General features: G+C 52.5%; 22 protein-coding genes and 1 riboswitch. Of the genes, 10 read left to right on the top strand and 12 right to left on the bottom strand.

Annotation, left to right across the window (positions count from 1 at the left end):
• Positions 1 to 50: 50 nt before the first annotated feature.
• The 5 genes from rnd to IMQ48_RS12525 form a co-directional block, all read right to left on the bottom strand.
• Positions 51 to 1166: a ribonuclease D gene (gene rnd / locus IMQ48_RS12545; protein ID WP_196209304.1), complete on the bottom strand. Its 1116-nt coding sequence runs from the start codon at positions 1164 to 1166 to the stop codon at positions 51 to 53.
• A gap of 84 nt (positions 1167 to 1250) precedes the next feature.
• Positions 1251 to 2936 (bottom strand): long-chain-fatty-acid--CoA ligase FadD, encoded by a 1686-nt coding sequence (gene fadD, locus IMQ48_RS12540; protein ID WP_196209303.1) that lies wholly within the window; start codon positions 2934 to 2936, stop codon positions 1251 to 1253.
• A 204-nt stretch (positions 2937 to 3140) separates the two neighbouring features.
• Positions 3141 to 3725: a Slp family lipoprotein gene (locus IMQ48_RS12535; RefSeq protein ID WP_196209302.1), complete on the bottom strand. Its 585-nt coding sequence runs from the start codon at positions 3723 to 3725 to the stop codon at positions 3141 to 3143.
• Between the two features lie 104 nt (positions 3726 to 3829).
• On the bottom strand, positions 3830 to 4525 hold the full coding sequence (gene tsaB / locus IMQ48_RS12530) for a tRNA (adenosine(37)-N6)-threonylcarbamoyltransferase complex dimerization subunit type 1 TsaB (RefSeq protein ID WP_196209301.1): 696 nt from the start codon (positions 4523 to 4525) through the stop codon (positions 3830 to 3832).
• Between the two features lie 58 nt (positions 4526 to 4583).
• Positions 4584 to 6494 carry an ATP-dependent DNA helicase gene (locus IMQ48_RS12525; protein WP_196209300.1) on the bottom strand — a complete coding sequence of 637 codons (1911 nt, stop codon included), beginning with the start codon at positions 6492 to 6494 and terminating at the stop codon, positions 4584 to 4586.
• A gap of 141 nt (positions 6495 to 6635) precedes the next feature.
• Between IMQ48_RS12525 and IMQ48_RS12520 the strand changes: the two genes are divergently transcribed.
• On the top strand, positions 6636 to 6980 hold the full coding sequence (locus tag IMQ48_RS12520) for a RidA family protein (protein WP_196209299.1): 345 nt from the start codon (positions 6636 to 6638) through the stop codon (positions 6978 to 6980).
• Positions 6981 to 6986: 6 nt separating this feature from the next.
• On the opposite strand, the gene IMQ48_RS12515 is transcribed toward IMQ48_RS12520, so the two are convergent.
• A complete protein-coding gene (locus IMQ48_RS12515; protein ID WP_135322157.1) occupies positions 6987 to 7172 on the bottom strand; it encodes a YoaH family protein in 186 nt (61 codons plus the stop codon).
• Between the two features lie 83 nt (positions 7173 to 7255).
• On the opposite strand from IMQ48_RS12515, the gene pabB reads away from it, so the two are divergent.
• The 4 genes from pabB to IMQ48_RS12495 all read left to right on the top strand — a co-directional run bounded on the left by pabB (position 7256) and on the right by IMQ48_RS12495 (position 12479).
• Positions 7256 to 8617 (top strand): aminodeoxychorismate synthase component 1, encoded by a 1362-nt coding sequence (gene pabB / locus IMQ48_RS12510; RefSeq protein ID WP_196209298.1) that lies wholly within the window; start codon positions 7256 to 7258, stop codon positions 8615 to 8617.
• A 3-nt stretch (positions 8618 to 8620) separates the two neighbouring features.
• A complete protein-coding gene (locus IMQ48_RS12505; RefSeq protein ID WP_115258246.1) occupies positions 8621 to 9199 on the top strand; it encodes a CoA pyrophosphatase in 579 nt (192 codons plus the stop codon).
• 183 nt (positions 9200 to 9382) lie between these two features.
• The gene (gene sdaA / locus IMQ48_RS12500) at positions 9383 to 10747 is read left to right on the top strand and encodes an L-serine ammonia-lyase (RefSeq protein ID WP_196209297.1); all 1365 of its coding nucleotides are present in this window, start codon (positions 9383 to 9385) and stop codon (positions 10745 to 10747) included.
• 130 nt (positions 10748 to 10877) lie between these two features.
• Positions 10878 to 12479, top strand: a complete 1602-nt coding sequence (locus IMQ48_RS12495; RefSeq protein ID WP_196209296.1) for an EAL domain-containing protein — start codon at positions 10878 to 10880, stop codon at positions 12477 to 12479.
• Between the two features lie 6 nt (positions 12480 to 12485).
• Here IMQ48_RS12495 and yoaE read toward each other — a convergent pair whose 3' ends face one another.
• Positions 12486 to 14045 carry a CNNM family cation transport protein YoaE gene (gene yoaE / locus IMQ48_RS12490; protein WP_196209295.1) on the bottom strand — a complete coding sequence of 520 codons (1560 nt, stop codon included), beginning with the start codon at positions 14043 to 14045 and terminating at the stop codon, positions 12486 to 12488.
• 460 nt (positions 14046 to 14505) lie between these two features.
• On the opposite strand from yoaE, the gene manX reads away from it, so the two are divergent.
• The 5 genes from manX to mntP all read left to right on the top strand — a co-directional run bounded on the left by manX (position 14506) and on the right by mntP (position 18691).
• Positions 14506 to 15468 (top strand): PTS mannose transporter subunit IIAB, encoded by a 963-nt coding sequence (gene manX / locus IMQ48_RS12485; RefSeq protein ID WP_196209294.1) that lies wholly within the window; start codon positions 14506 to 14508, stop codon positions 15466 to 15468.
• Positions 15469 to 15526: 58 nt separating this feature from the next.
• A complete protein-coding gene (locus IMQ48_RS12480) occupies positions 15527 to 16327 on the top strand; it encodes a PTS mannose/fructose/sorbose transporter subunit IIC (RefSeq protein WP_196209293.1) in 801 nt (266 codons plus the stop codon).
• 12 nt (positions 16328 to 16339) lie between these two features.
• Entirely contained in the window at positions 16340 to 17191 is an 852-nt protein-coding gene (locus IMQ48_RS12475) for a PTS mannose transporter subunit IID (protein ID WP_196209329.1), read from the top strand.
• Between the two features lie 61 nt (positions 17192 to 17252).
• On the top strand, positions 17253 to 17711 hold the full coding sequence (locus IMQ48_RS12470; RefSeq protein ID WP_196209292.1) for a DUF986 family protein: 459 nt from the start codon (positions 17253 to 17255) through the stop codon (positions 17709 to 17711).
• A 196-nt stretch (positions 17712 to 17907) separates the two neighbouring features.
• A riboswitch (yybP-ykoY riboswitch) is annotated at positions 17908 to 18008 on the top strand.
• Positions 18009 to 18124: 116 nt separating this feature from the next.
• Positions 18125 to 18691 carry a manganese efflux pump MntP gene (gene mntP / locus IMQ48_RS12465; protein ID WP_196209291.1) on the top strand — a complete coding sequence of 189 codons (567 nt, stop codon included), beginning with the start codon at positions 18125 to 18127 and terminating at the stop codon, positions 18689 to 18691.
• Here the strand turns inward: mntP and rlmA are convergent.
• The 5 genes from rlmA to IMQ48_RS12440 form a co-directional block, all read right to left on the bottom strand.
• Positions 18688 to 19494, bottom strand: a complete 807-nt coding sequence (rlmA, locus tag IMQ48_RS12460) for a 23S rRNA (guanine(745)-N(1))-methyltransferase (protein WP_196209290.1) — start codon at positions 19492 to 19494, stop codon at positions 18688 to 18690. The genes mntP and rlmA overlap by 4 nt on opposite strands.
• A gap of 62 nt (positions 19495 to 19556) precedes the next feature.
• Positions 19557 to 21302, bottom strand: a complete 1746-nt coding sequence (gene ftsI, locus IMQ48_RS12455; protein ID WP_196209289.1) for a peptidoglycan glycosyltransferase FtsI — start codon at positions 21300 to 21302, stop codon at positions 19557 to 19559.
• A 218-nt stretch (positions 21303 to 21520) separates the two neighbouring features.
• Positions 21521 to 21730 carry a transcription antiterminator/RNA stability regulator CspE gene (cspE, locus tag IMQ48_RS12450; protein ID WP_001062678.1) on the bottom strand — a complete coding sequence of 70 codons (210 nt, stop codon included), beginning with the start codon at positions 21728 to 21730 and terminating at the stop codon, positions 21521 to 21523.
• Positions 21731 to 21742: 12 nt separating this feature from the next.
• Entirely contained in the window at positions 21743 to 21886 is a 144-nt protein-coding gene (locus tag IMQ48_RS12445; protein WP_196209288.1) for a DUF2627 domain-containing protein, read from the bottom strand.
• 639 nt (positions 21887 to 22525) lie between these two features.
• Positions 22526 to 22807: a YebO family protein gene (locus IMQ48_RS12440; protein ID WP_196209287.1), complete on the bottom strand. Its 282-nt coding sequence runs from the start codon at positions 22805 to 22807 to the stop codon at positions 22526 to 22528.
• Between the last annotated feature and the right edge of the window lie 33 nt (positions 22808 to 22840).

Genomic DNA, 22840 nt, shown 5'->3' with positions numbered 1-22840 from the left:
TCCAGAGTAAACAATCGATATGGGTACCAGAATAACCACCAGACACTCGCTTATTGCGGATATTCCAGCAGCAAGGCGTTAAGCCGCTCGGCCATCAACTCACCGCGCCAGCCGGAAATAAGCTCCGGCAAGGAAGACTTCGGCTTTAATTTCCAGTGCCAGTTAAGCAACTGGTTGATCTGACGACGGGACGCCAGCAGTTCCACACTGAGATTATGTTCCGCACTCACGTCGGCTACCAGCGTCTTGATGGCTTTGAAGGCTTTGCGGTAGCCCGGCATGTCCATCAGATTCAGCAGCGGTTCAGGCAGCGATGCTTCCGGCAGAGCCTGCGCTTTTTCCACCAACGAAATCAGCGTCTTGCCGTGAAAGCGGATTTCGCTCCCGGAAAGACCGAGACTGTCCAGTTCACCCAGACTGCCCGGCATATAGCGTGCCACTGACCACAGGTGCTCTTCTCGTACCACGAAGTTCACCGCCAGGTCGCGTTCACGCGCTTTGCGCAGTCGCCAGTCAGCCAGCAGTTGCAGGCAGGCAAGCTGGCGGGTACGCAGTTGCCAGGCGTTGGTAATGTCACGCCACGCGTCTTCAGGTGCCAGTATTTCCTGACGACGCTGTTGCATTAAACGACACTCATCCAGCGCGGCCGGAAGCCAGCCAGAGGCATCGGTTTCGGCCATCAGTTTTGTGGTGATCGGTAATAAATACCAGACGTCCGCAGCGGCATACTCACACTGACGCTCTGTCAACGGTCGTGCCAGCCAGTCTGTACGGGATTCGCTTTTGTCCAGCGCCACACCAGTAAACTCTTCCACCATTGCGGCAAATCCCCACGATAGCGGGCGACCGCAAAACGCGGCCAGAATTTGCGTATCAATCAGCGGCTGCGGAAGCTCTCCAAAGGTGTTGAGAAACACTTCCAGGTCTTCACTTCCCGCATGCAGGAATTTGGTTATCGTGGTATCGCGCAGAATATCGCGCAGCGGCGACCAGTCGGTGATCCCTAGCGGATCAATCAGAGCAACGTGTTTGCCGTCAAACAACTGAATAAGCCCCAATTGCGGATAATAGGTACGCGTGCGAACAAATTCAGTATCCAGGGCAATCGCCGGAAACTCACGAACGGCTTCGCACAGCGTGGCCAACGCGTCGTCCGTGGTAATCATTTGGTAATTCAAATCGTGCTCTCTCAGGTTTGCGCCAAAAAAAACGCCGGATTAACCGGCGCTTTCTGATGACTGACTTAACGCTCAGCCTTTATTGTCCACTTTGCTACGGGCTTCGTCACGCAATTCTCGTCGCAAAATTTTACCAACGTTAGATTTTGGCAACTCATCACGGAATTCCACCAGCTTAGGGACCTTGTAGCCGGTCAACTGACGGCGACAGAACGTAATCAGCGCTTCATCGGTGAGTGACGCGTCTTTCTTCACGACAAAAATCTTCACCGCTTCACCGCTGCTGCCCGATGGCACGCCCACCGCGGCAACTTCCTGAACACCAGGATGTTGCATCACCACATCTTCAATTTCGTTCGGATAAACGTTAAATCCGGAGACCAGAATCATATCTTTTTTACGATCGACGATACGCAGGAAGCCTTCGTCGTCCATTACCGCAATATCCCCGGTGTGCAACCAGCCATCTTTGACAATTTCATCGGTCGCATCCGGGCGCTGCCAGTAACCCAGCATAACCTGCGGGCCTTTCACGCACAGTTCCCCCGGCTCACCCGGTGGGACTTCGTTATCGTCATCATCCACCAGCTTAACCTCAGTAGAAGGGACCGGTAGGCCAATACTGCCGCTGTGATAATCGATATCGTGCGGGTTGACGCTCACCAGTGGTGAACACTCAGTCAGGCCATACCCTTCCAGCAGATATTGGCCGGTCAGCTTCACCCAACGTTCTGCAACTGCCTGCTGAACAGGCATACCGCCCCCCGCAGAAAGATGCAGCGACGAAAAGTCCAGTTGCTGGAAGTCTTTGTTATTCAACAAGGCGTTGAACAGCGTGTTGACGCCTGTCATGGCGGTAAACGGGTATTTGGCCAGCTCTTTTACCAGACCCGGAATATCACGTGGGTTAGTGATCAGTACGTTTTGACCGCCCAGCTCAATAAACAGCAGGCAGTTCATCGTTAAAGCAAAAATGTGATACAGCGGTAGCGCGGTGATCACCAACTCTTTACCCGGATGCAGTAACGGACCGTAAGTAGCATTGACCTGTTCAAGGTTAGCCAGCATGTTGCGGTGGGTAAGCATTGCACCTTTCGCCACGCCAGTCGTGCCGCCGGTATATTGCAGGAAGGCCAGATCCTCAGACACGACTTCAGGCTTCACATACTGCATACGGTACCCGTTTTGCAACGCGCTGCGAAACGAGATGGCATCAGGCAAGTGATATTTCGGTACCAGCCGCTTGATGTACTTCACGACAAAGTTAACCAGTGTTCCTTTGGCGGTAGAAAGCTGATCACCCATTCGTGTCAGGATCACATGCTGAACCGACGTTTTATCGACCACTTTCTCCAGCGTGTGGGCAAAGTTGGACACGATCACAATCGCTGCCGCACCGCTGTCATTAAGCTGATGCTCCAGCTCACGCGGCGTGTACAATGGGTTCACGTTTACCACAATCATGCCGGCACGCAGAATGCCAAACAGCGCCACCGGATACTGCAGCAGGTTCGGCATCATCAGCGCGACACGATCGCCTTTTTTCAGCCCCAGCCCTTCTTGCAAATACGCCGCAAATGCCCGGCTGCGCTCTTCAAGTTTGCGGAAGGTCATCACCTCCCCCATATTCACAAACGCAGGCTGATCGGCATAGCGTCTTACTGAATGTTCAAAGAGTTCCACCAGGGATTGATAACGGTCAGGATTGATCTCCGCGGGAACGCCTGCGGGATAGCGGTTTAGCCAAACCTTTTTCAATACATCACCTCTAAAATGCGTATTCGTCGTCATCACAACCCCAGACAATAAACAAACCGTTAACATAATATTAACTCAGCGTACCAGTTTGTTTATTACACAACGACAAGGTTGCGAAGCGCGTCACTATTTATTTTTCTTATATCCATATGAATGCAGAAACAGCGGACACGCCGCTGCTTCTTTTTCAAATAAATCAATGAATTATTCTGTAACTATGGTCTGAACCTGTGCCGGACCTGGATTGTACCATCCCCATCCGCCATAGCCGCCATATGGCCAGCCACGCGCACCGTAGAACCAGGGATCAATCGGCTGTGGAGGCATCACGATCTGCTGAGTAATATGCCAGCGTTTATAGCCGGTTACCTGCATCAGCATGAACTTATACGGCGTACTGCCAATTTTACCGTCCACCGTGCCGCTAATGGGACCTACGACGGTAACCAGTTGTCCACGGAAATCCACCGGATCGAGGAAGCCGTTAACATCGGCATAAATTCGCCCGCGTGATGCTTCGCCCAGAATCGGTCGCGCGCCACTGTCGAGAGGCACGGTGGCAATCTCCAGTCGGGATTTCCCCTGCTGGTTCTGAATGTCCACCACCTTACCGCCAAAGCGTGCTTCCTGCCCGACGTAAAGCTGTGGCGCGTTCATGACCCGAACCAGATCCTGCTGTGGCGTTGGGCTTGAACCTTTAATCGCATCAGGAATGGTGACGCAACCGCTCAGCATTAACACCAAGACGCCCGCCAACATACCTTTTATTATCCGCTTTTGAACCACCATATTGCGACTCCCTTATCTCAGCGCCTACCCCGGTACGCTTCAAACTGCTACGCATTCATCGCGTTGAGCCCGTTTGAATTCATCGGGAGATGTACTACTAAGATTCATTCTTTACCGGGAAGTTTCTTCCATGCCACGGTGTTACGTAAATAAACCGGTTCAGCATGTTCGACCGCCACCGTCGTTCCAGTGGCTAGCAATGGGGTCGCGAGAGGCAGCATATCTTCAGCTGCAGGAAGCAAAACCTCACCATCGCGTAGCGCCAGGCCACTGTCTTTGCCAAGTTCAGGCCATGCAGGCCAACCCGTCCCGACCGTCACCCAGTCACCTGAGAGCTTCAGCAGTCGTTCATGAACCTGTTCCGGGGTTAATACCGCTTCGGTGTCTTCGCCGTGCCAAATACCATTTTCATCACGCTGGTATTCGGCCCAATACACTTCGCCCATGCGCGCATCAATTGCCGCCAGCACGCGCGTTGCGCCGTTTTTTCGCCAGGCTCCCTGCGCCATAGTCGCCAGCGTAGAGACGGCGATCATCGGCAAGTTCGCCCCTAACGCTAACCCCTGAGCAATGCCAATGCCTATACGCACGCCGGTGAAGCTGCCGGGACCACGACCAAACGCCAGAGCATCGATGTCCGGTAACATGACATTGCCAGCGGTCAGGATATCCTGAACCATCGGCAGGATCCGTTGGGTATGTTCTCGTGGGCAAAGCTCAAAATGAGCGTTGATATTACCGTCATTCCACAGGGCGACAGAGCACGCCTCTGTGGCGGTATCGATAGCCAGAATTCGCATGGGTCTTCGTGATCAGATCAATAAATTTGGCGCGCATCTTACCACAGTCTGTAACAAATTACTCAGTCGTTGGAATGGCAAGGAAGCGAACCGCACGGGCAATGTCTCGGGTGCGAGGTGCCGGTGGCAGGCTGGCAAGGAATGTCGCGCCGTAAGGTCGCATTACCAGCCGGTTATCGCAAATCACCAGGACCCCGCGATCGTCAGCGTCGCGAATCAAGCGCCCCACCCCCTGCTTTAGCGTAATTACCGCATCCGGGAGCTGAACTTCATCAAACGGATCGCCGCCGCGCAACCGACAGTCTTCCATTCGCGCTTTCAGCAGCGGATCGTCCGGTGAGGTAAACGGCAGCTTGTCGATAATGACCAGCGACAGCGTGTCTCCTCGCACGTCCACGCCTTCCCAGAAGCTGCTGGTCGCCACCAGCAGAGCATTCCCAGCACTGACAAACTGCTGCAATAGCTGCCCTTTGCTGGTTTCTCCTTGTAGCAGGACCGGGAGCGTCATGGTGGCGCGAAACTGTTCCGCCAGGTCGCGCATCATCGCGTGAGAAGTACACAGCATAAAGCAGCGGCCATTGTTGGCTTCAATAATGGGCCTCAGCATGGCGGCCAGCTGACGCGCCGCCCCCGGCTGGTTAGTTTGCGGGAGATTGCGCGGCACGCACAACAGCGCCTGTCGCGTGTAGTCAAAGGGGCTCGGCAACAACATTGATTCGGCCTGCTCAATGCCCAGTCGCGCGGTAAAGTGGTGAAGATCGTCGTTAACCGACAGCGTGGCGGAGGTAAAAATCCAGCAGCCTGGCTTTTGATCCATCACCTCTTTGAATTTATCCGCCACGGTGAGCGGCGTCAGCGCCAGCGTAAAATGCCGTGAGGTGCATTCATACCAGTAACTGAATCCCGGCTGGTTGATCTCCTTCAGGCGTTTCAGGCGAGCACGATACAGCGTGGCGCGCTCGAATGCGGCATCCAGCAGCGCCGAACGTCCGAGCGACAGCTTCGCCACGTCGTAGCACAGCTCCAGCGTGTCATCGAGCAGCAAAAATGCCCGCTGAATGCGCTGATCGGCCAGCAGTTCACGCAGGTTGCCGCGATAGCCCGGTTCGCCCAGCTGTAGACGGAAATCCTGCGCGCTTTGCGCCAGACGGTCAGCGCACTTTTGCAGTTGCTGGGTATCTTTTAGCTCGGTGCGATAGGCAATGGTAATGTCTTTAGCCAGATCGAGCAGTTGGCGGCTGGAAAGCGACTGACCAAAATACTGGCTGGCAATATCCGGTAGCTGATGGGCCTCATCGAAGATCATCACGTCCGCCTCCGGGATCAGCTCCCCGAACCCGCTCTCTTTTACCACCATATCGGCGAGAAACAGGTGATGGTTAACTACCACCACATCCGCATCCATGGCTTTTTTACGCGCTTTAACGACGAAACAGTCTTTATACAGCGGGCAGTCACTGCCCAGACAGTTGTCGTTGGTGCTGGTCACCAGCGGCCATGCGTGCGAGTCTTCCGCCACACTGACGCAAGTACTGATGTCACCATCAACGGTTTGATTCGACCATGAGCGCAGCAGGATCACGTCGCTTAAGGTTTGCACCGGCAGGTCACCCCCCGCCAGCGCCTGCTGTTCGAGACGCTCCAGACACAGGTAGTTGGAACGCCCTTTCAGCAGAGCCAGTTTGCCGGTGAATTTCAGCGCCTTTGCCACGGTAGGGAGATCGCGACTGTAAAGTTGATCCTGCAGCGCTTTCGATCCGGTAGAAATAATTACTTTCTTACCGGCGCGCAGTGCAGGCGCAAGGTAGGCATAGGTTTTCCCGGTCCCGGTCCCGGCTTCGACGACAAGCGGCTGTGATTTTTCAATGGCATGCGAGACGGCGACGGCCATCTGTCGCTGTGGTTCACGCGGTTTAAAACCCGGTATCGCTTTAGCCAACTGACCGTCTGCTGCAAAATCGTCCGTCACACTACCCCCTGTTCATTTGAACAGGGATTATGTCAGGCCAGCGGGTCTTTCGCCAGTTGAAGAGGTGACGCGGGCACAACATTGTGGCAGTCTTGGCGCAATCTGAAGCCCATGAAGAAAAATGTAAATGAGGAATATTCTATGACTATCGTGCGCATTGATGCCGAGGATCGTTGGTCAGACGTGGTGATTCACAACAACACGTTATATTACACCGGCGTACCGGAAAACCTGGATGCTGAGGCGTTTGAACAAACGGCTAACACGCTGGCACAAATTGATGCGGTGCTGGAAAAACAGGGCAGCAACAAATCACGCATTCTTGACGCGACCATTTTCCTGACGGACAAAAGCGACTTCGCCGCCATGAACAAAGCCTGGGACGCGTGGGTCGTTGCCGGTCACGCGCCCGTGCGTTGTACCGTACAGGCCGGGTTGATGAACCCGAAATACAAAGTCGAGATCAAGATTATCGCCGCGGTGTAACGGGCGTTACTCGTCTTCGTCCTCGTCTTCAAAACGCGCCACGATCCGTTCGCCGGTATGAGTGGCGCGAATTTCAGCCGCGACCTGAGTGATCGCTTCTCCGCTGCTCATCCCCTGTGACATCAGTTCCTGAATACGCTCGACCGCTTTTTGCTGCTGTTCATGACTGAGTGAAGGTAAACCTGCAAACATTGTTAACTCCTGCTAAATTGTCTGCGCTAATTATCCCATGCTACCGGGCAGTAAGCCAGTAAAGTAGTAACGAGTCAGGACTGATGAAAACGTTATCCCCCGCAGTAATTACATTACCCTGGCGTCAGGACGCCGCTGAACGCTATTTCTCGACCTTAAGCCATCTGCCGTGGGCGATGCTGCTACATTCGGGGCACGCCGACCACCCGCATAATCGCTTTGATATTCTGGTCGCCGACCCTGTAATGACGCTGGTCACGCGAGATGCAGACACCGCAGTGCATGACAAAGAAGGAATCACGCACACGCCTGATGACCCGATGACGGTGTTACGCTCGGCGCTAACTTCACTGGCAATACGGCCCGATTATAATCCCGACTTTCCCTTCCAGGGAGGGGCGCTGGGCCTGTTTGGTTATGATTTGGGCCGGTGCTTCGAGGCTCTGCCAAACATCGCTGAACGTGATATCAGCCTGCCAGACATGGCGGTTGGTATTTACGACTGGGCACTGATTGTCGATCACCAGCGACAAACCGTGTCGCTGCTCAGCCACGGTGATGTGCAGGCCCGCCGTCACTGGCTGGAAAGCCAGCACGCGCCAATGCGTGAGCCCTTTATGTTAACGTCAGCGTGGCAATCCAATATGAGCCGCGCGCAGTACGGCGAAAAGTTTCGCCAGGTACAACGCTATCTGCACAGCGGCGATTGCTATCAGGTCAACCTTGCCCAACGTTTTCAGGCGCAGTATCAAGGGGATGAGTGGCTCGCCTTTGTGCGACTCAATCATGCCAACTGCGCCCCATTCAGTGCGTTTATCCGCCTTGAGAAAGGCGCAATCCTCAGCCTGTCTCCAGAGCGGTTTATTCAGCTGGAAAATCGGCAGATCCAGACGCGCCCCATCAAGGGCACCCTGCCGCGACTGGACTCGCCAGATGCCGATCGTCAGCAGGCGCAAATACTGGCAAACTCGCCTAAGGATCGTGCTGAAAACCTGATGATCGTGGATCTGATGCGTAACGACATTGGTCGCGTTGCTGTGCCGGGTTCGGTCAAGGTTCCCGAACTGTTTGTCGTCGAACCCTTCCCTGCCGTGCACCATCTGGTCAGCACCATTACTGCGCGTTTGCCGGAATCGCTGCACGCCACGGATCTGCTGCGCGCCGCCTTCCCGGGTGGTTCCATTACCGGCGCGCCAAAGGTGCGGGCGATGGAAATTATTGACGAACTGGAACCGCATAGGCGTAACGCCTGGTGCGGCAGCGTCGGCTATCTGAGCTTTTGCGGCAATATGGATACCAGTATTACCATCCGCACCCTGACGGCCACCGACGGACAGCTTTACTGTTCGGCTGGCGGTGGTGTTGTTGCGGACAGTCAGGAAGACGCGGAATATCAGGAAACGTTTGATAAAGTGAACCGTATTTTGCACCAACTGGAGAACTGAACCGTGGAAAACAGCAGCCTGACGCTTGATGACTTTTTATCGCGCTTTCTTCTCCTGCGCCCGCAGGTCAATCATGAAGCGTTAAACCAGCGCCAGGCCGCCGTGCTGATCCCGGTCGTTCGCCGCCCACAGCCGGGATTGCTGTTAACCCAACGCTCGGTGCATTTACGTAAACACGCCGGACAGGTTGCCTTCCCGGGCGGAGCCGTAGACAGTAGCGACGCGTCGCTGATTGCCGCCGCGCTGCGAGAAGCCGAAGAAGAAGTTGCCATTCCCCCTTCGTGCGTTGAGGTGATTGGCGTCCTGCCGCCGGTGGATAGCGTCACCGGATTTCAGGTCACGCCGGTGGTTGGCATTATCCCGCCCAATCTGCCGTATCGGGCAAGCGAAGATGAAGTCTCTGCGGTGTTTGAAATGCCGCTGGCACAAGCGCTGCATTTGGGTCGGTATCACCCCTTAGATATCTACCGTCGGGGCGACTCGCACCGCGTCTGGCTGTCGTGGTATGAGCATTATTTCGTCTGGGGGATGACCGCCGGGATAATTCGTGAGCTGGCGCTGCAAATTGGCGTGAAACCCTGACTATACTTATCTTTACGCACTGTAGACACAACCTGAAACGTCGGTCACAACATTAGTAAAACCGCGGTTATCTATTAGTTTAATTCATGTGAATAGTTAAGCCGATCGCCGCGTTCCCTCTTACACTATGCGCAGTTATAACATCGTTACTGGCAAGCCCAGTCGCCCTGTAGGAGTATTATCGTGATTAGTCTATTCGACATGTTTAAGGTGGGGATTGGTCCCTCATCTTCCCATACCGTAGGACCTATGAAGGCGGGTAAACAGTTCGTCGATGACCTGGTCGAAAAAGGATTACTGGACAGCGTTACTCGTGTCGCCGTCGACGTGTATGGTTCACTGTCGCTCACGGGTAAAGGTCACCACACCGATATCGCCATTATTATGGGTCTGGCAGGTAATGAACCTGCGACCGTGGACATTGACAGCATTCCCGGATTTATCCGCGATGTCGAAGCACGTGGACGCCTGCTGCTTGCGCAGGGTCGGCACGAAGTTGATTTCCCGCAAAACGACGGCATGCGTTTTCGCAACGGCAATCTGCCGCTGCATGAGAACGGTATGCAAATTCACGCGTACAACGGTGACACCGTTGTTTATAGCAAAACTTATTATTCCATCGGCGGTGGTTTCATCGTTGATGAAGAACACTTTGGTCAGGATGCGGCGAATGAGGTCAGCGTACCTTATCCGTTCAAATCTGCCGCTGAAATGCTGGAATACTGCAACAGCACCGGTCTGTCGCTCTCTGGCATGGTGATGCAGAACGAACTTGCACTGCACAGCAAAGAAGAGATTGAAGCGTATTTTGGCAACGTCTGGCAAACCATGCAGGCCTGTATCGATCGTGGGATGAACACCGAAGGCATTCTGCCTGGCCCGCTGCGCGTGCCACGTCGTGCCTCTGCCCTGCGTCGCATGCTGGTCTCCAGCGACAAGCTCTCCAACGATCCAATGAACGTGATCGACTGGGTGAACATGTTTGCGCTGGCCGTGAACGAAGAGAACGCCGCTGGCGGTCGCGTTGTGACGGCACCGACCAACGGTGCTTGCGGTATCGTGCCTGCGGTTCTGGCTTACTACGATCACTTCATTGAGCCTGTCAGTACGGATATCTATATCCGTTATTTCCTGGCATCCGGTGCAATTGGCGCGCTGTACAAAATGAATGCCTCAATTTCTGGCGCAGAAGTAGGCTGTCAGGGTGAAGTAGGCGTGGCATGTTCTATGGCTGCAGCAGGTCTGGCAGAGTTGCTGGGTGCAAGCCCGGAGCAAGTATGTGTGGCAGCAGAAATTGGTATGGAACATAACCTCGGCTTAACCTGTGACCCGGTTGCCGGGCAGGTACAGGTGCCGTGCATTGAGCGTAACGCGATTGCCTCTGTGAAAGCGATCAACGCGGCACGTATGGCCATGCGTCGTACCAGTGCCCCACGCGTCTCGCTGGATAAAGTCATCGAGACCATGTACGAAACCGGCAAGGACATGAATGCCAAGTACCGCGAAACCTCTCGCGGCGGCCTGGCGATCAAAGTTCAGTGTGACTAATACTTAATTTTCGCCCATCTGCGACGGATGGGCGAAATTACTTCCTCAGCCTCGTCTACTGTAATTTCCCCCACTACACTTGCTCTGTTGCTGTTGGCTTCTGTGACCAACGGCCTATCGGGCGGCCCGCATGCAAACAGCACAACGGATCATCAAAAGTTATCGCCGTAATCGCTTAATCGTCTGCACAATTTGTGCACTGCTGACGCTCATTATCACATTATCTGTCCGATTTATTTCGGAGCGTAATTTAAATCATCATTATACCGTCACGTTCGCTAACCATGCCGTAGAAGAGCTGGATGACATCCTGCTACCGTTGCAGACCGGACGTGAGGTGCTGCTGCCGCTAATCGGCCTGCCCTGCTCAGTGGCACGTTTACCCCTGAGTAAACATGTCGCCAGACTGCAAACCGTACGTTCAATCAGCCTTGTTCAGGGCGGCATCCTCTATTGCTCAAGCATCTTTGGCTATCGCAATGTGCCAATCAACCAGTTGCAACCTGAATTGCCCAGTCGCGAGCCGCAGTTATTGCTGTCCACCGATCATTCGCTGATTAAGGGCAGTCCTATTCTTACGCAATGGTATCCGTCGTCAGCCAATGGCGGAGATGGGGTGCTGGAAATCGTCAATATTGAATTATTGTCGGGCATGCTACTTGAGCCGCAACCCCCACAAATTACACATGCCAGCTTAACCATCGGAAAACGGCATCTGCTGTACGGACAAGGCGTTGTCGACAAGCTACCGGAAAGTGATGACGAACAACGCTACCAACTTTCATCGCAACACTTTCCCTTTGCCATTAGCGTCAGCGGGCCGGGTGCCAGCGAGCTGGCGTTAAGGCATCTGCCCACACAGTTACCATTAGCGGTGATGCTCAGTCTGTTAGTCGGGTATCTGGCATGGCTGGCCACCGCCAATAGAATGAGTTTTTCCTGGGAAATTAATCTGGCCCTCGCTGAACGGGAATTCGAGCTATTTTGTCAGCCACTGCTGAACGCCAGTACCCAGCAGTGCACGGGCGTTGAAATTCTCTTACGCTGGAACAACCCGCGCCAGGGCTGGATTTCACCTGAAGTGTTTATCCCTATCGCGGAAGAGCACAACCTGATTGTGCCCCTGACCCGTCACGTCATCGCAGAAACCATTCAGCAACGACATGTTTTCCCGATGAGCAGCCAGTTCCATATTGGTATCAACGTCGCCGCCAGCCATTTTCGTGACGGTATGCTGTTAAAAGATCTTAATCAGTACTGGTTCAGTCAGCATCCCATTCAGCAACTGGTGATTGAACTAACCGAGCGCGATGCGCTTATGGATGTCGATTATCGAATGGTGCACGAACTACACCGTCTGGGGGTAAAACTGGCCATCGATGATTTTGGTACCGGCAACAGCTCGCTCTCGTGGCTGGAGAAGTTACGCCCGGATGTACTGAAGATTGATAAATCCTTTACCTCTGCAATCGGGACCGACGCCGTCAATTCAACGGTCACCGATATCATCATCGCGCTGGGGAAAAAACTGAATATTGAGCTGGTTGCAGAAGGGGTTGAAACACAAGCACAGGCGCAGCATTTACGCCGACATGGCGTGCATGTGTTGCAGGGATTTCTCTATGCCAAGCCGATGCCATTGCGTGATTTTCCGAAATGGCTGGCGGGCAGCAGCACACCACCACCCGCCAGGCATAACGGGCGTATCATGCCCGTTATGCCGTTTCGGTAGCTCAGATTATTCGTCTTCGTGGTGAGCAGGTTGCTCTTTAACAATGCGAACGAGATCCACACGATAGTCATTAGCTTCGACAATGGTGATGCTTAAAGGTGCGACCTCAATCACATCTCCAACACGCGGAATGTGGCCGTTCGCCGCAATCACCAGCCCTGCCACCGTGGCAATGTCTTCGTCTTCGTCCACCAGCGTATCAACGTCCAGCGCCTGCTGCAGAGCATGCAGGTCGGTGCCGCCTTTAACCAGCCAGCCGCCCGCATCGGCGATGATTTCCGGTGTTTCATCGGCATCCGGGAACTCACCGGCAATGGCTTCCAGCACGTCCAGCGGTGTCACCAGACCCTGGACAACACCAAATTCGTTGGTGACGATAACAAAGCTGCCGCGAGCACGACGCAACACACCCAACAGATTAATCGGATCCAGCGTTTCAGGGACCACGATGGCCGGTGATGCCGAGGCGATTGCCGCCACATCGACACCGTCTTCGAGGGCCACCAACAGCTCTTTTGCCCGCACGATACCGATAATTTCGTCAAGTTCACCGCGACACACCGGGAACAGGCTGTGTGGGGAGGAGAGCAGTTGTGCGCGGATTTCTGCCACGCTCAGATCCGCATCTACCCAGCTGATTTCGCCACGTGGCGTCATGATGCCGCGTAATGAACGTGAGGCCAGCGACAATACGCCGTTGATCATATAGCGTTCTTCTTCAACAAACGCCCCTTCCGGAACAGGTACCGGCACCGGGTTGTCTGACTCCATCTGCACACCAGCCTGACGTTTACCCCCCATCAGACGCACAATGGCGTCGGCGGTGCGAGCACGCAGCGGTAGCGTCGACTGATGACGAATAAAGTTACGACGGGCAATCTGGTTAAACAGTTCGATAATAATCGAGAAGCCGATAGCAGCGTACAGATAGCCTTTCGGAATATGGAAGCCAAACCCTTCAGCGACCAGACTCAAACCGATCATCAACAGGAAGCTCAGACACAGCACCACGACGGTCGGATGTTGGTTCACGAATCGCGTCAGTGGCTTGGACGCCAGCAGCATCACCGCCATTGCAATCACCACCGCCGCCATCATCACAGGCAGATGGTTCACCATACCGACGGCAGTAATCACCGCATCCAGTGAGAAGACCGCATCAAGGATCACAATCTGCGTCACGACAACCCAAAAGCTCGCATAGCCTTTTGACTGACCGGTATCATGCTCACGGTTTTCCAGCCGCTCATGCAGTTCGGTGGTGGCCTTGAATAGCAGGAAGATACCTCCCAGCAGCATAATCAGGTCGCGCCCCGAGAACGAGTAATCCATAACCGTGAACAGCGGTTTCGTCAGCGTAACCATCCACGAGATCACGGACAACAGCGCCAGACGCATAATCAGCGCCAGTGACAAACCGATCAGACGCGCTTTATCTCGCTGCTTAGGCGGCAGCTTATCGGCCAGAATCGCAATAAAGACCAGGTTATCAATACCCAGAACAATTTCGAGAACAACAAGCGTGAGCAAACCCACCCAAATCTGCGGGTCCATTAATAATTCCATGACAAGCTCCTGCTTAAAGAATGGCTAAACTGCGCCCTGGACATCTCAGGCGTTAAAGCAATATGCAGATAAAGTTTGTGGCAAAAAGTGCCAAACTGACAGGCGCGAAGCGTCCTAAAGGTGAAATGACGTCGGTGACGATCCATACGGTGGGCTACTGCCCTATACTCCTGATTAGTTAAATATATGCTAAACATAACAGACACAACCGGTTTTTAGCAAAGATTTACCTTCCTTTGCAATAAGTTGTGTCGGAGATATTTTACTCTTCGAAATTTCTTAGAATCGGAAGTTAAATTACGGATCTTCATCACATAAAATATTTTTTTCGATATCTAAAATAATTCACGAAAATCATAGGTTTTTCATTGTAACCCTTATCTGAATCGATTCGATTGCGGACGACGATTCAAAATACATCTCGTTGTCGATGTGTTAACGATAATAAAGGAGGTAGCAAGTGACCATTGCTATTGTTATAGGCACACATGGTTGGGCTGCAGAGCAGTTACTTAAAACAGCAGAAATGCTGTTAGGCGAGCAGGAAAACGTTGGCTGGATCGATTTCGTTCCAGGCGAAAATGCTGAAACGCTGATCGAAAAGTACAACGCTCAGTTGGCAAAACTCGATACCAGTAAAGGCGTGCTGTTTCTCGTTGATACATGGGGAGGCAGCCCGTTCAACGCTGCGAGCCGCATTGTCGTCGACAAAGAGCATTACGAAGTGATCGCTGGCGTAAATATTCCTATGCTGGTCGAAACCTTCATGGCGCGTGATGACAATCCAAGCTTTGATGAATTAGTTGCACTGGCGGTTGAAACCGGTAGCGAAGGCGTAAAAGCGCTGAAAGCGAAACCGGTTGAGAAAGCCGCCCCAGCCCCAGTTGCTGTAGCAAAAGCAGCAACGCCGGCTAAACCGATGGGCCCGAACGATTATATGCACATCGGCCTGGCGCGTATCGATGACCGCTTAATCCACGGTCAGGTAGCGACCCGCTGGACCAAAGAAACTAACGTGACCCGCATTATCGTCGTCAGCGATGAAGTTGCCGCAGATACCGTGCGTAAAACACTGCTGACTCAGGTTGCCCCTCCGGGTGTGACGGCGCACGTGGTTGATGTCGCGAAGATGATCCGCGTCTACAACAACCCGAAATATGCAGGCGATCGTGTGATGCTGCTGTTCACCAACCCGACCGATGTCGAACGTGTCGTGGAAGGTGGCGTGAAAATCACCTCGGTAAACATTGGTGGCATGGCTTTCCGTCAGGGTAAAACGCAGGTTAACAACGCGATTTCCGTTGATGAAAAAGACATCGAAGCCTTCAAGAAACTCAATGCACGTGGCATTGAACTCGAAGCCCGTAAGGTTTCTACCGATCAGAAATTGAAAATGATGGATTTGATTGCCAAAGCGAAATAACCCGCTGGCATTTACTTAGATTTCACACTTAAGTCTGTATAGCAATAGGAGAAGTACAATGGAGATTACCACTCTTCAGATTGTGCTGGTGTTCATCGTCGCATGTATCGCGGGTATGGAGTCGGTACTCGATGAATTTCAGTTCCACCGTCCGCTGGTGGCCTGTACGCTGATTGGCGCCGTTCTTGGGGACATGAAAACCGGTATTATCATCGGTGGTACCCTGGAAATGATCGCGCTGGGTTGGATGAACATCGGTGCTGCGGTTGCACCGGATGCCGCACTGGCCTCAATTATTTCTACCGTTCTGGTTATCGCGGGTCACCAAAGCATCGGTGCTGGTATCGCGCTGGCTATTCCGCTGGCAGCAGCAGGCCAGGTTCTGACCATCATCGTTCGTACCATCACCGTAGCTTTCCAGCACGCCGCGGATAAGGCGGCTGAGAACGGCAACCTGACGGCGCTCTCCTGGCTGCATGTGTCCTCACTGTTCCTGCAGGCAATGCGTATCGCTATCCCTGCGGTTATCGTGGCAATTTCTGTCGGCACCAGTGAAGTCCAGGGCCTGCTGAACGCGATTCCTGAAGTAGTCACCGGCGGTCTGAACATCGCGGGCGGTATGATTGTCGTCGTAGGTTATGCGATGGTCATCAACATGATGCGCGCTGGCTACCTGATGCCATTCTTCTACCTCGGCTTCGTTACTGCAGCATTTACCAACTTCAACCTGGTTGCACTGGGTGTGATCGGCGCAGTCATGGCCATCCTCTACATTCAGTTGAGCCCGAAATATAATCGCGTAGCGGGTGCACCAGCGCAAGCTGCTGGCAACAATGACCTTGATAACGAACTGGACTAGTAGGTGAGCGAAATGGTTGATATGACTAAAACTACCACCGAGAAAAAACTCACTCCGAGTGACATTCGTGGCGTGTTCCTTCGTTCTAACCTGTTTCAGGGTTCATGGAACTTCGAACGTATGCAGGCGCTGGGTTTTTGCTTCTCAATGATACCGGCAATTCGCCGCTTGTACCCGGAGAACAACGACGCACGTAAGCAAGCTATTAAGCGTCACCTGGAATTCTTTAACACCCATCCATATGTTGCGGCACCAGTTCTTGGCGTAACCCTGGCGATGGAAGAACAGCGTGCTAACGGCGCAGAGATTGACGATGGTGCCATCAACGGTATCAAGGTCGGTCTGATGGGACCACTGGCAGGCGTGGGCGATCCGATCTTCTGGGGTACCGTGCGTCCGGTATTTGCTGCCCTCGGTGCAGGTATCGCGATGAGCGGCAGCCTGCTGGGTCCATTGCTGTTCTTCATTCTGTTTAACATCGTTCGCCTGGCAACGCGCTACTACGGCGTGGCTTACGGTTACCGTAAAGGTGTCGATATCGTTAAAGATATGGGCGGCGGCTTCCTGCAGAAACTGACTGAGGGGGCGTCAATCCTCGGCCTGTTTGTCATGGGGGCCCTGGTGAATAAGTGGACGCATGTGAACATCCCGCTGGTGGTTTCCACCATCACCGGTCAGGATGGTCAGACTCGCGTAACCACCGTGCAGACTATCCTTGACCAGCTGATGCCTGGACTGGTGCCGCTGCTGCTGACCTTCGCCTGTATGTGGCTGCTGCGTAAGAAAGTGAACGCCCTGTGGATTATCGTTGGCTTCTTCGTCATCGGCATCGCGGGTTACGCTGTCGGTCTGCTCGGCCTGTAAGACTGCTATACAATACCGGGGGCACTGCTCCCGGTTTTTCTATTTAGAAGGTTGAGGATTCATGACTATCACGGACCTGGTGCTGGTACTTTTTATCTTGTCGCTGCTGGTGTTTGCCATCTACGATCAGTTCATCATGCCCCGCCGTAATGGCCCTACTCTGCTTGCTGTTCCACTGCTGCCTCGCAGCCGCGTCGATAGCGTTATCTTCATTGGGTTAATCGCGATTCTTATCTACAACAACGTCACCAGTCATGGGGCACAGTTCACCACATGGTTATTATGTGCACTGGTGTTGATGGGGATATATCTGTTCTGGATCCGCACACCAAAAATCATCTTCAAGCAAAAAGGTTTTTTCTTCGCCAATGTTTGGGTGGAATATAGCCGGATTAAAGAAATGAATTTGTCAGAAGATGGCGTACTGGTGATGCAATTAGAACATCGACGTTTACTTATCCGCGTACGAAATATAGACGACCTTGAGAGAATATATAAACTACTTGTATCAAATCAGTGAGTTATAAACATAGCCTGAACTATATTTTTGTATATCAACGCAAAACAAATATAGCACAGGCTATATTTCACGCCTTTACTTGTTATTTAATTTAACGTTTTATCGATAATTAAATCTAAATGAAAATCGTTTTCAATTAGAAGCCAAATAATATTTCCCCTTTTATTGTTTTATATTCTCAAAATATGCTAAGGTTGCGCCCGTCGTTGGGGAGTAGCCAATTTCCAGACTCCGGAAATGTACGTGTCAACATACTCGTCGCAAGACGTGGCACGTACGGACTGTAAACATACAGTCAGGCGAGACCATAGACACATCAACTGCAATGTATGTCTTCTGAACTGCGTGTTCTGACGTGCATGGTTACTGGGGGCAGTGGTGTGTTTAATGGATACCCCGGTCAGGACGTTGTTATGAATATCACCGCTACTGTTCTTCTCGCTTTCGGCATGTCGATGGATGCTTTCGCCGCATCAATTGGCAAAGGCGCCACGCTACACAAACCCAAATTCTCTGAAGCTCTGCGCACTGGCCTTATTTTCGGTGCAGTCGAGACGCTGACCCCGCTGATTGGCTGGGGAATGGGCATGCTGGCGAGTAAATTCGTACTTGAGTGGAACCACTGGATTGCCTTCACCCTGCTGATTTTCCTCGGTGGGCGAATGATAATCGAAGGCTTCCGTGATAACGGTGATGAAGATGATGAGCCGCAGCGCCGCCATGGTTTCTGGCTGCTGGTGACCACCGCCATTGCGACCAGTCTGGATGCGATGGCCGTCGGTGTCGGTCTGGCTTTTCTACAGGTGAACATTATTGCCACCGCGCTGGCCATCGGTTGCGCCACGTTGATTATGTCCACGCTGGGGATGATGATCGGGCGTTTCATTGGCCCAATGTTGGGCAAACGTGCTGAAATTCTCGGCGGGGTGGTATTGATAGTTATCGGTGCCCAGATCCTCTGGGCACATTTCCACGGTTAATTCACGCGCTGCCAGATATGAATACTAAAGTCTGTCTGGCAGTCAAATGTCGTTTTCCCCGCCAGAGTTTCCCAGACTTCCGGTTTTGCCCGCCAGGCGAAAGGCGTCATTTGCAGTAACGCTACTGCCTCACTGCCACTGAGCTGCATCTGGTAGCCCAGCGCAATACTCTGCTGCAGGGTAAAGCCTTCCAGCTGTTCCGTGTGCGGCGCATGCAGGCGCACTTCATCGTAAATCAACCCTTTCAGCTCCATCAAATGACGCGGACCCGGCGTGGCCGTTACCACCCATCCCCCTTGCTTCACCACGCGCGCCAGTTCCTGAGCTTTGCAGGGAGCGTAGATCCTGATAATGGCATCCATTGAAGCATCGGCAAAAGGCAGGCGATGGCTTGACGCGACACAAAAGGTCACCTGTGGATAACGCTTTGCTGCAGCCTTAATCGCCACTTTCGAGACATCCAGTCCAAAAGTCGCGCCTGCTATCGCATCAGCAAATGCGTGCGTGTAATACCCTTCCCCACAGCCGATATCAAGCATTGACGCATCATCTGCGCTTAATGTTTCCTGGAGGACATTCACGATCGCATCACGCAATGGCTGATAGTGTCCGGCGTCGAGAAATGCCCTACGCGCCTGCATCATTTCCGCACTGTCGCCCGGATCGCGCGACCGTTTATGTTGAACAGGCAGTAAGTTGACATATCCTTCTTTCGCCAGGTCAAACTGATGCCGTCCAGGACAGGAAAAACTGTTTTTATCTTGTGTAAGAGGCTGATGGCAAAGGGGACAGGAAAACGACATGACAACTCCGGCAGATGGCTTCAGGGCGCAAGTGTAACGCGAATTGCGCCCAGGGAAAATAACTACAGCGCCGGAGAGACGCCGTTATTACCGTGCATCACCAGCAAATGCTCAGAGTCGGCGGGCATGCCATCCGGTTCGACATTTTCCAGACGCAGCACGTCCCCCATTATCTGACTAAAGACAGGAGCCGATACTGCTCCCCCGTAATACGCCCCGTTTTGCGGATTGTTGATAACTACCACTAACGCAAACTTCGGATTGCTTGCCGGGGCGACTCCCGCCGTGTACGCCACGTATTTATCGACATATTTACCGTCATCACCAATTTTCTTTGCCGTCCCGGTTTTCACCGCCACACGATAATCTCGTACCGCGGCCTTTGTTCCTCCACCGCCGGGCAACGCGACACTTTCCATCATATGCTCAACCTGATGAACTAATGCCTCAGACATTACGCGCCGACCTATCACCGGTGGATCGATACGGGTAATGGACAGCGGTCGATAGATGCCAAAACTGCCAATAGTGGCGTAAACATGCACCAGCTGTAACGGCGTGACCATTAAACCGTAACCGAAAGCAAAGGTCGCGCGATCCAGGCTACTCCAATAACGCCGCTGGGGCATTAAACCGCTGCTTTCACCGGTCAACCCCAGCCCGGTTGGTTCGCCAAAACCAAAGCTCTTGTAGGTATCCAACAGTCTCTGAATGGGCATAGCTAATGATAAATGTGACACGCCGGTATCGCTCGACTTTTGTAAAATCCCAGTCAGCGACAACTCAGGATAATAGCCAACGTCGCGAATACGGTGCCCATCAAGATTAAAGGGGTGGGTATCAATCACGCTGTCGGGCTGAACAATCCCCTGTTGCAGGGCAGTCATAAGCACTAACGGCTTAACGGTAGACCCTGGCTCAAAGGTATCGCTGATCGCGCGGTTACGAAAATCGTCCAGCACCGCGCCGTCGCGGTTGTTAGGATTGAAATCCGGGAAACTCGCCATCGACAGTATTTCACCCGTAGCAATACTGACCAGCACCGCCGCGCCTGATTCGGCTTTATTCCACGTCACGGCATTGTCCAGCGCATCTTCGGTGACCGTCTGTAAGCGCTCATCGATGCTGAGTTGCAACTCGTGTGCGGGCACGGGCATCACTTCCGTGATGTTCTCAATCACATGGCCAAATTTGTCTTTGCGCACCAATCGCGATCCGGGTTTGCCCATCAACTGGCTATTAAAGCTCTTCTCAACACCTTCAATACCCTGGCCGTCAATATTAGTGAAGCCAATCAGATTCGCCGCGACATGCCCGGCAGGATAGAAGCGACGCGATTCTTCACGCAGATTAATTCCGGGGAGATTCAGTTTATCGACCCATTCTGCCTGTTGGGGCGAAATCTGGCGCGCCAGGTAGATAAAGCGCCCGGCAGGATTACTGTTAACGCGTTCCGCCAGTGAGCCAAGTGACAGATTCAGAGTCTTTGCCAGCGCTTGCCAGCGCTCGTTATAGCCGACACCGCCTTTGCTAATAATTGTCTTAGGGTCGGCCCAGACAGCATTAACCGGTACACTGACCGCCAACGGTCGCCCTTCTCTGTCGGTAATCATTCCACGCGGTGATGCCGTTGTGACTTCACGTAACGAACGCATGTCCTCCTGCTTCACCAGACTGGTCGGCGTGACAATTTGCAGCCACGCCACCCGCCCAAGGAGAAGTCCCAAACTTAATAAAATTGCCGCGCAAAGCAGGGCAAAACGTACGGGAGTAAAATTGCGTGCATCGCCGTCGTTTTTCTTTTTCACCTGGTCTCCAGCAAGTTAGTATTCAGGTGACTGATTTAACGAGAATTAGCGGCAGAAAGCGGGGGAAACAATGCTACGAACATCACGCCTTTGCAACAAAGCGCTAATGGGAGGCTATTTTGAAATATTTTGACGTAACCTGAATTAAAAAGCCCCGCAAATGCGAGGCTTTATATCTGAGATTTCTGCGCCTGAGCGCTTCAAATCAGTGGTTTCGATCAGATAGCTGTTACGTTAACAGCAGCCGGACCTTTCTGGCCGTCCTGAATTTCGAACTCAACGTTCTGGCCTTCAGCCAGAGTTTTGAAGCCGTTACCCTGGATTGCAGAGAAGTGTACGAACACGTCTTTGCTGCCATCAGCAGGAGTAATGAAACCAAAACCTTTAGACTCGTTGAACCACTTAACTTGACCTTTAATCTTTGCCATTTGCAAAATTCCTTAGAGTATTTTCTTCGCCCGCAGGCATAACATAGATAAAACTGAGACATTACTGCTTGAGGCACTAATATAAGGTTCGGCAGAGAAGCGGTATTCAACGTCAACGTGTTTACTCAGGTCTTCTTTACTGAAAATGCCACACATAAACAGAACTGTACCTCGTTTAACCCAAAACGTGTTATCACATACAACGATAATAATGGCAAGCCATTTTTAAACGTGTCTCGATCGGTCGCACAAATCCAGAAGTTCATCTCACGACAACTGCACAGTTATGCGCCAGACCAAGTCGGGATATATTCTCGCCGCTCTCGCCCAGCCCCGGCTGGCATACGCAGCAGCCGTGACATGTCTACCATAGCTTACCTTGTGAGGTTGTTCCAGAATCTCTGATGCTCCATGTGCTGAATATCATTTTTTATGCTTAGTAATGCATAATTTGTCACAACAGCAAAAATGAGATCTGTCTTCTGATTTTGCAGAAAAATAATGAAACAATGATGACAAGGCACAAAAAAAAGTAAGAGAAACGTTTCGCTGATAATAAAACGACCGTTATCACAAAAATGATATAATCATATTATTAACGTATGGGTAATTATATTTAACGCCGGACGCTGGCAGGAGATTAATGAGGCAACGTGAATAGAAGGAGGGACGTTACATACAGTTCATCGCGCAAACAGCACGAAGGTTGCAGAAGAAAATCATCTGACTCGACTAGCGACAGGATGGAGTATCTGAGAACAACGTCGTCAGACGCCCACCCTGTCTTTCAGGTGACTAGCGTTCTGCTACCAGGCGAATGATGTCATCATCTTCATCCTGTTTTTGCTCCGCAGGCTCAGGGACCTTCTCCGGTTCGTTAGCTTCGCAAAGACGACGGAGCAATGCATTCTGTCGTTTTTGCTGATCTAACAACGCTTCAAGTAACTCGATCTGCTCATTAGTACGTGAGCTTGCCCGATTGATGAAGAACCACAACACCAGCCCGATAACCAGAACCACCACCGATACAACTAAAGACGCAAAACTTAACGCGCCAGAGTTTAAAACTTCGTTCATTTCACCACCTCAATGTAGACAGCGTAGTTTACC

This window comes from Citrobacter sp. Res13-Sevr-PEB04-36 (assembly GCF_015672735.1).
GTDB lineage: Bacteria > Pseudomonadota > Gammaproteobacteria > Enterobacterales > Enterobacteriaceae > Citrobacter.
This window is presented reverse-complemented; position numbering and strand designations above follow the sequence as displayed.

Excerpts from the sequence above, each read along its gene's own strand:
- rnd (WP_196209304.1), bottom strand. The coding sequence starts at position 1,166 with ATGATTACCACGGACGACGCGTTGGCCACGCTGTGCGAAGCCGTTCGT.
- IMQ48_RS12535 (WP_196209302.1), bottom strand. The coding sequence starts at position 3,725 with ATGGTGGTTCAAAAGCGGATAATAAAAGGTATGTTGGCGGGCGTCTTG.
- tsaB (WP_196209301.1), bottom strand. The coding sequence starts at position 4,525 with ATGCGAATTCTGGCTATCGATACCGCCACAGAGGCGTGCTCTGTCGCC.
- IMQ48_RS12520 (WP_196209299.1), top strand. The coding sequence starts at position 6,636 with ATGACTATCGTGCGCATTGATGCCGAGGATCGTTGGTCAGACGTGGTG.
- IMQ48_RS12515 (WP_135322157.1), bottom strand. The coding sequence starts at position 7,172 with ATGTTTGCAGGTTTACCTTCACTCAGTCATGAACAGCAGCAAAAAGCG.
- pabB (WP_196209298.1), top strand. The coding sequence starts at position 7,256 with ATGAAAACGTTATCCCCCGCAGTAATTACATTACCCTGGCGTCAGGAC.
- IMQ48_RS12495 (WP_196209296.1), top strand. The coding sequence starts at position 10,878 with ATGCAAACAGCACAACGGATCATCAAAAGTTATCGCCGTAATCGCTTA.
- yoaE (WP_196209295.1), bottom strand. The coding sequence starts at position 14,045 with ATGGAATTATTAATGGACCCGCAGATTTGGGTGGGTTTGCTCACGCTT.
- IMQ48_RS12480 (WP_196209293.1), top strand. The coding sequence starts at position 15,527 with ATGGAGATTACCACTCTTCAGATTGTGCTGGTGTTCATCGTCGCATGT.
- IMQ48_RS12475 (WP_196209329.1), top strand. The coding sequence starts at position 16,340 with ATGGTTGATATGACTAAAACTACCACCGAGAAAAAACTCACTCCGAGT.
- IMQ48_RS12470 (WP_196209292.1), top strand. The coding sequence starts at position 17,253 with ATGACTATCACGGACCTGGTGCTGGTACTTTTTATCTTGTCGCTGCTG.
- mntP (WP_196209291.1), top strand. The coding sequence starts at position 18,125 with ATGAATATCACCGCTACTGTTCTTCTCGCTTTCGGCATGTCGATGGAT.
- rlmA (WP_196209290.1), bottom strand. The coding sequence starts at position 19,494 with ATGTCGTTTTCCTGTCCCCTTTGCCATCAGCCTCTTACACAAGATAAA.
- cspE (WP_001062678.1), bottom strand. The coding sequence starts at position 21,730 with ATGGCAAAGATTAAAGGTCAAGTTAAGTGGTTCAACGAGTCTAAAGGT.
- IMQ48_RS12445 (WP_196209288.1), bottom strand. The coding sequence starts at position 21,886 with ATGTGTGGCATTTTCAGTAAAGAAGACCTGAGTAAACACGTTGACGTT.
- IMQ48_RS12440 (WP_196209287.1), bottom strand. The coding sequence starts at position 22,807 with ATGAACGAAGTTTTAAACTCTGGCGCGTTAAGTTTTGCGTCTTTAGTT.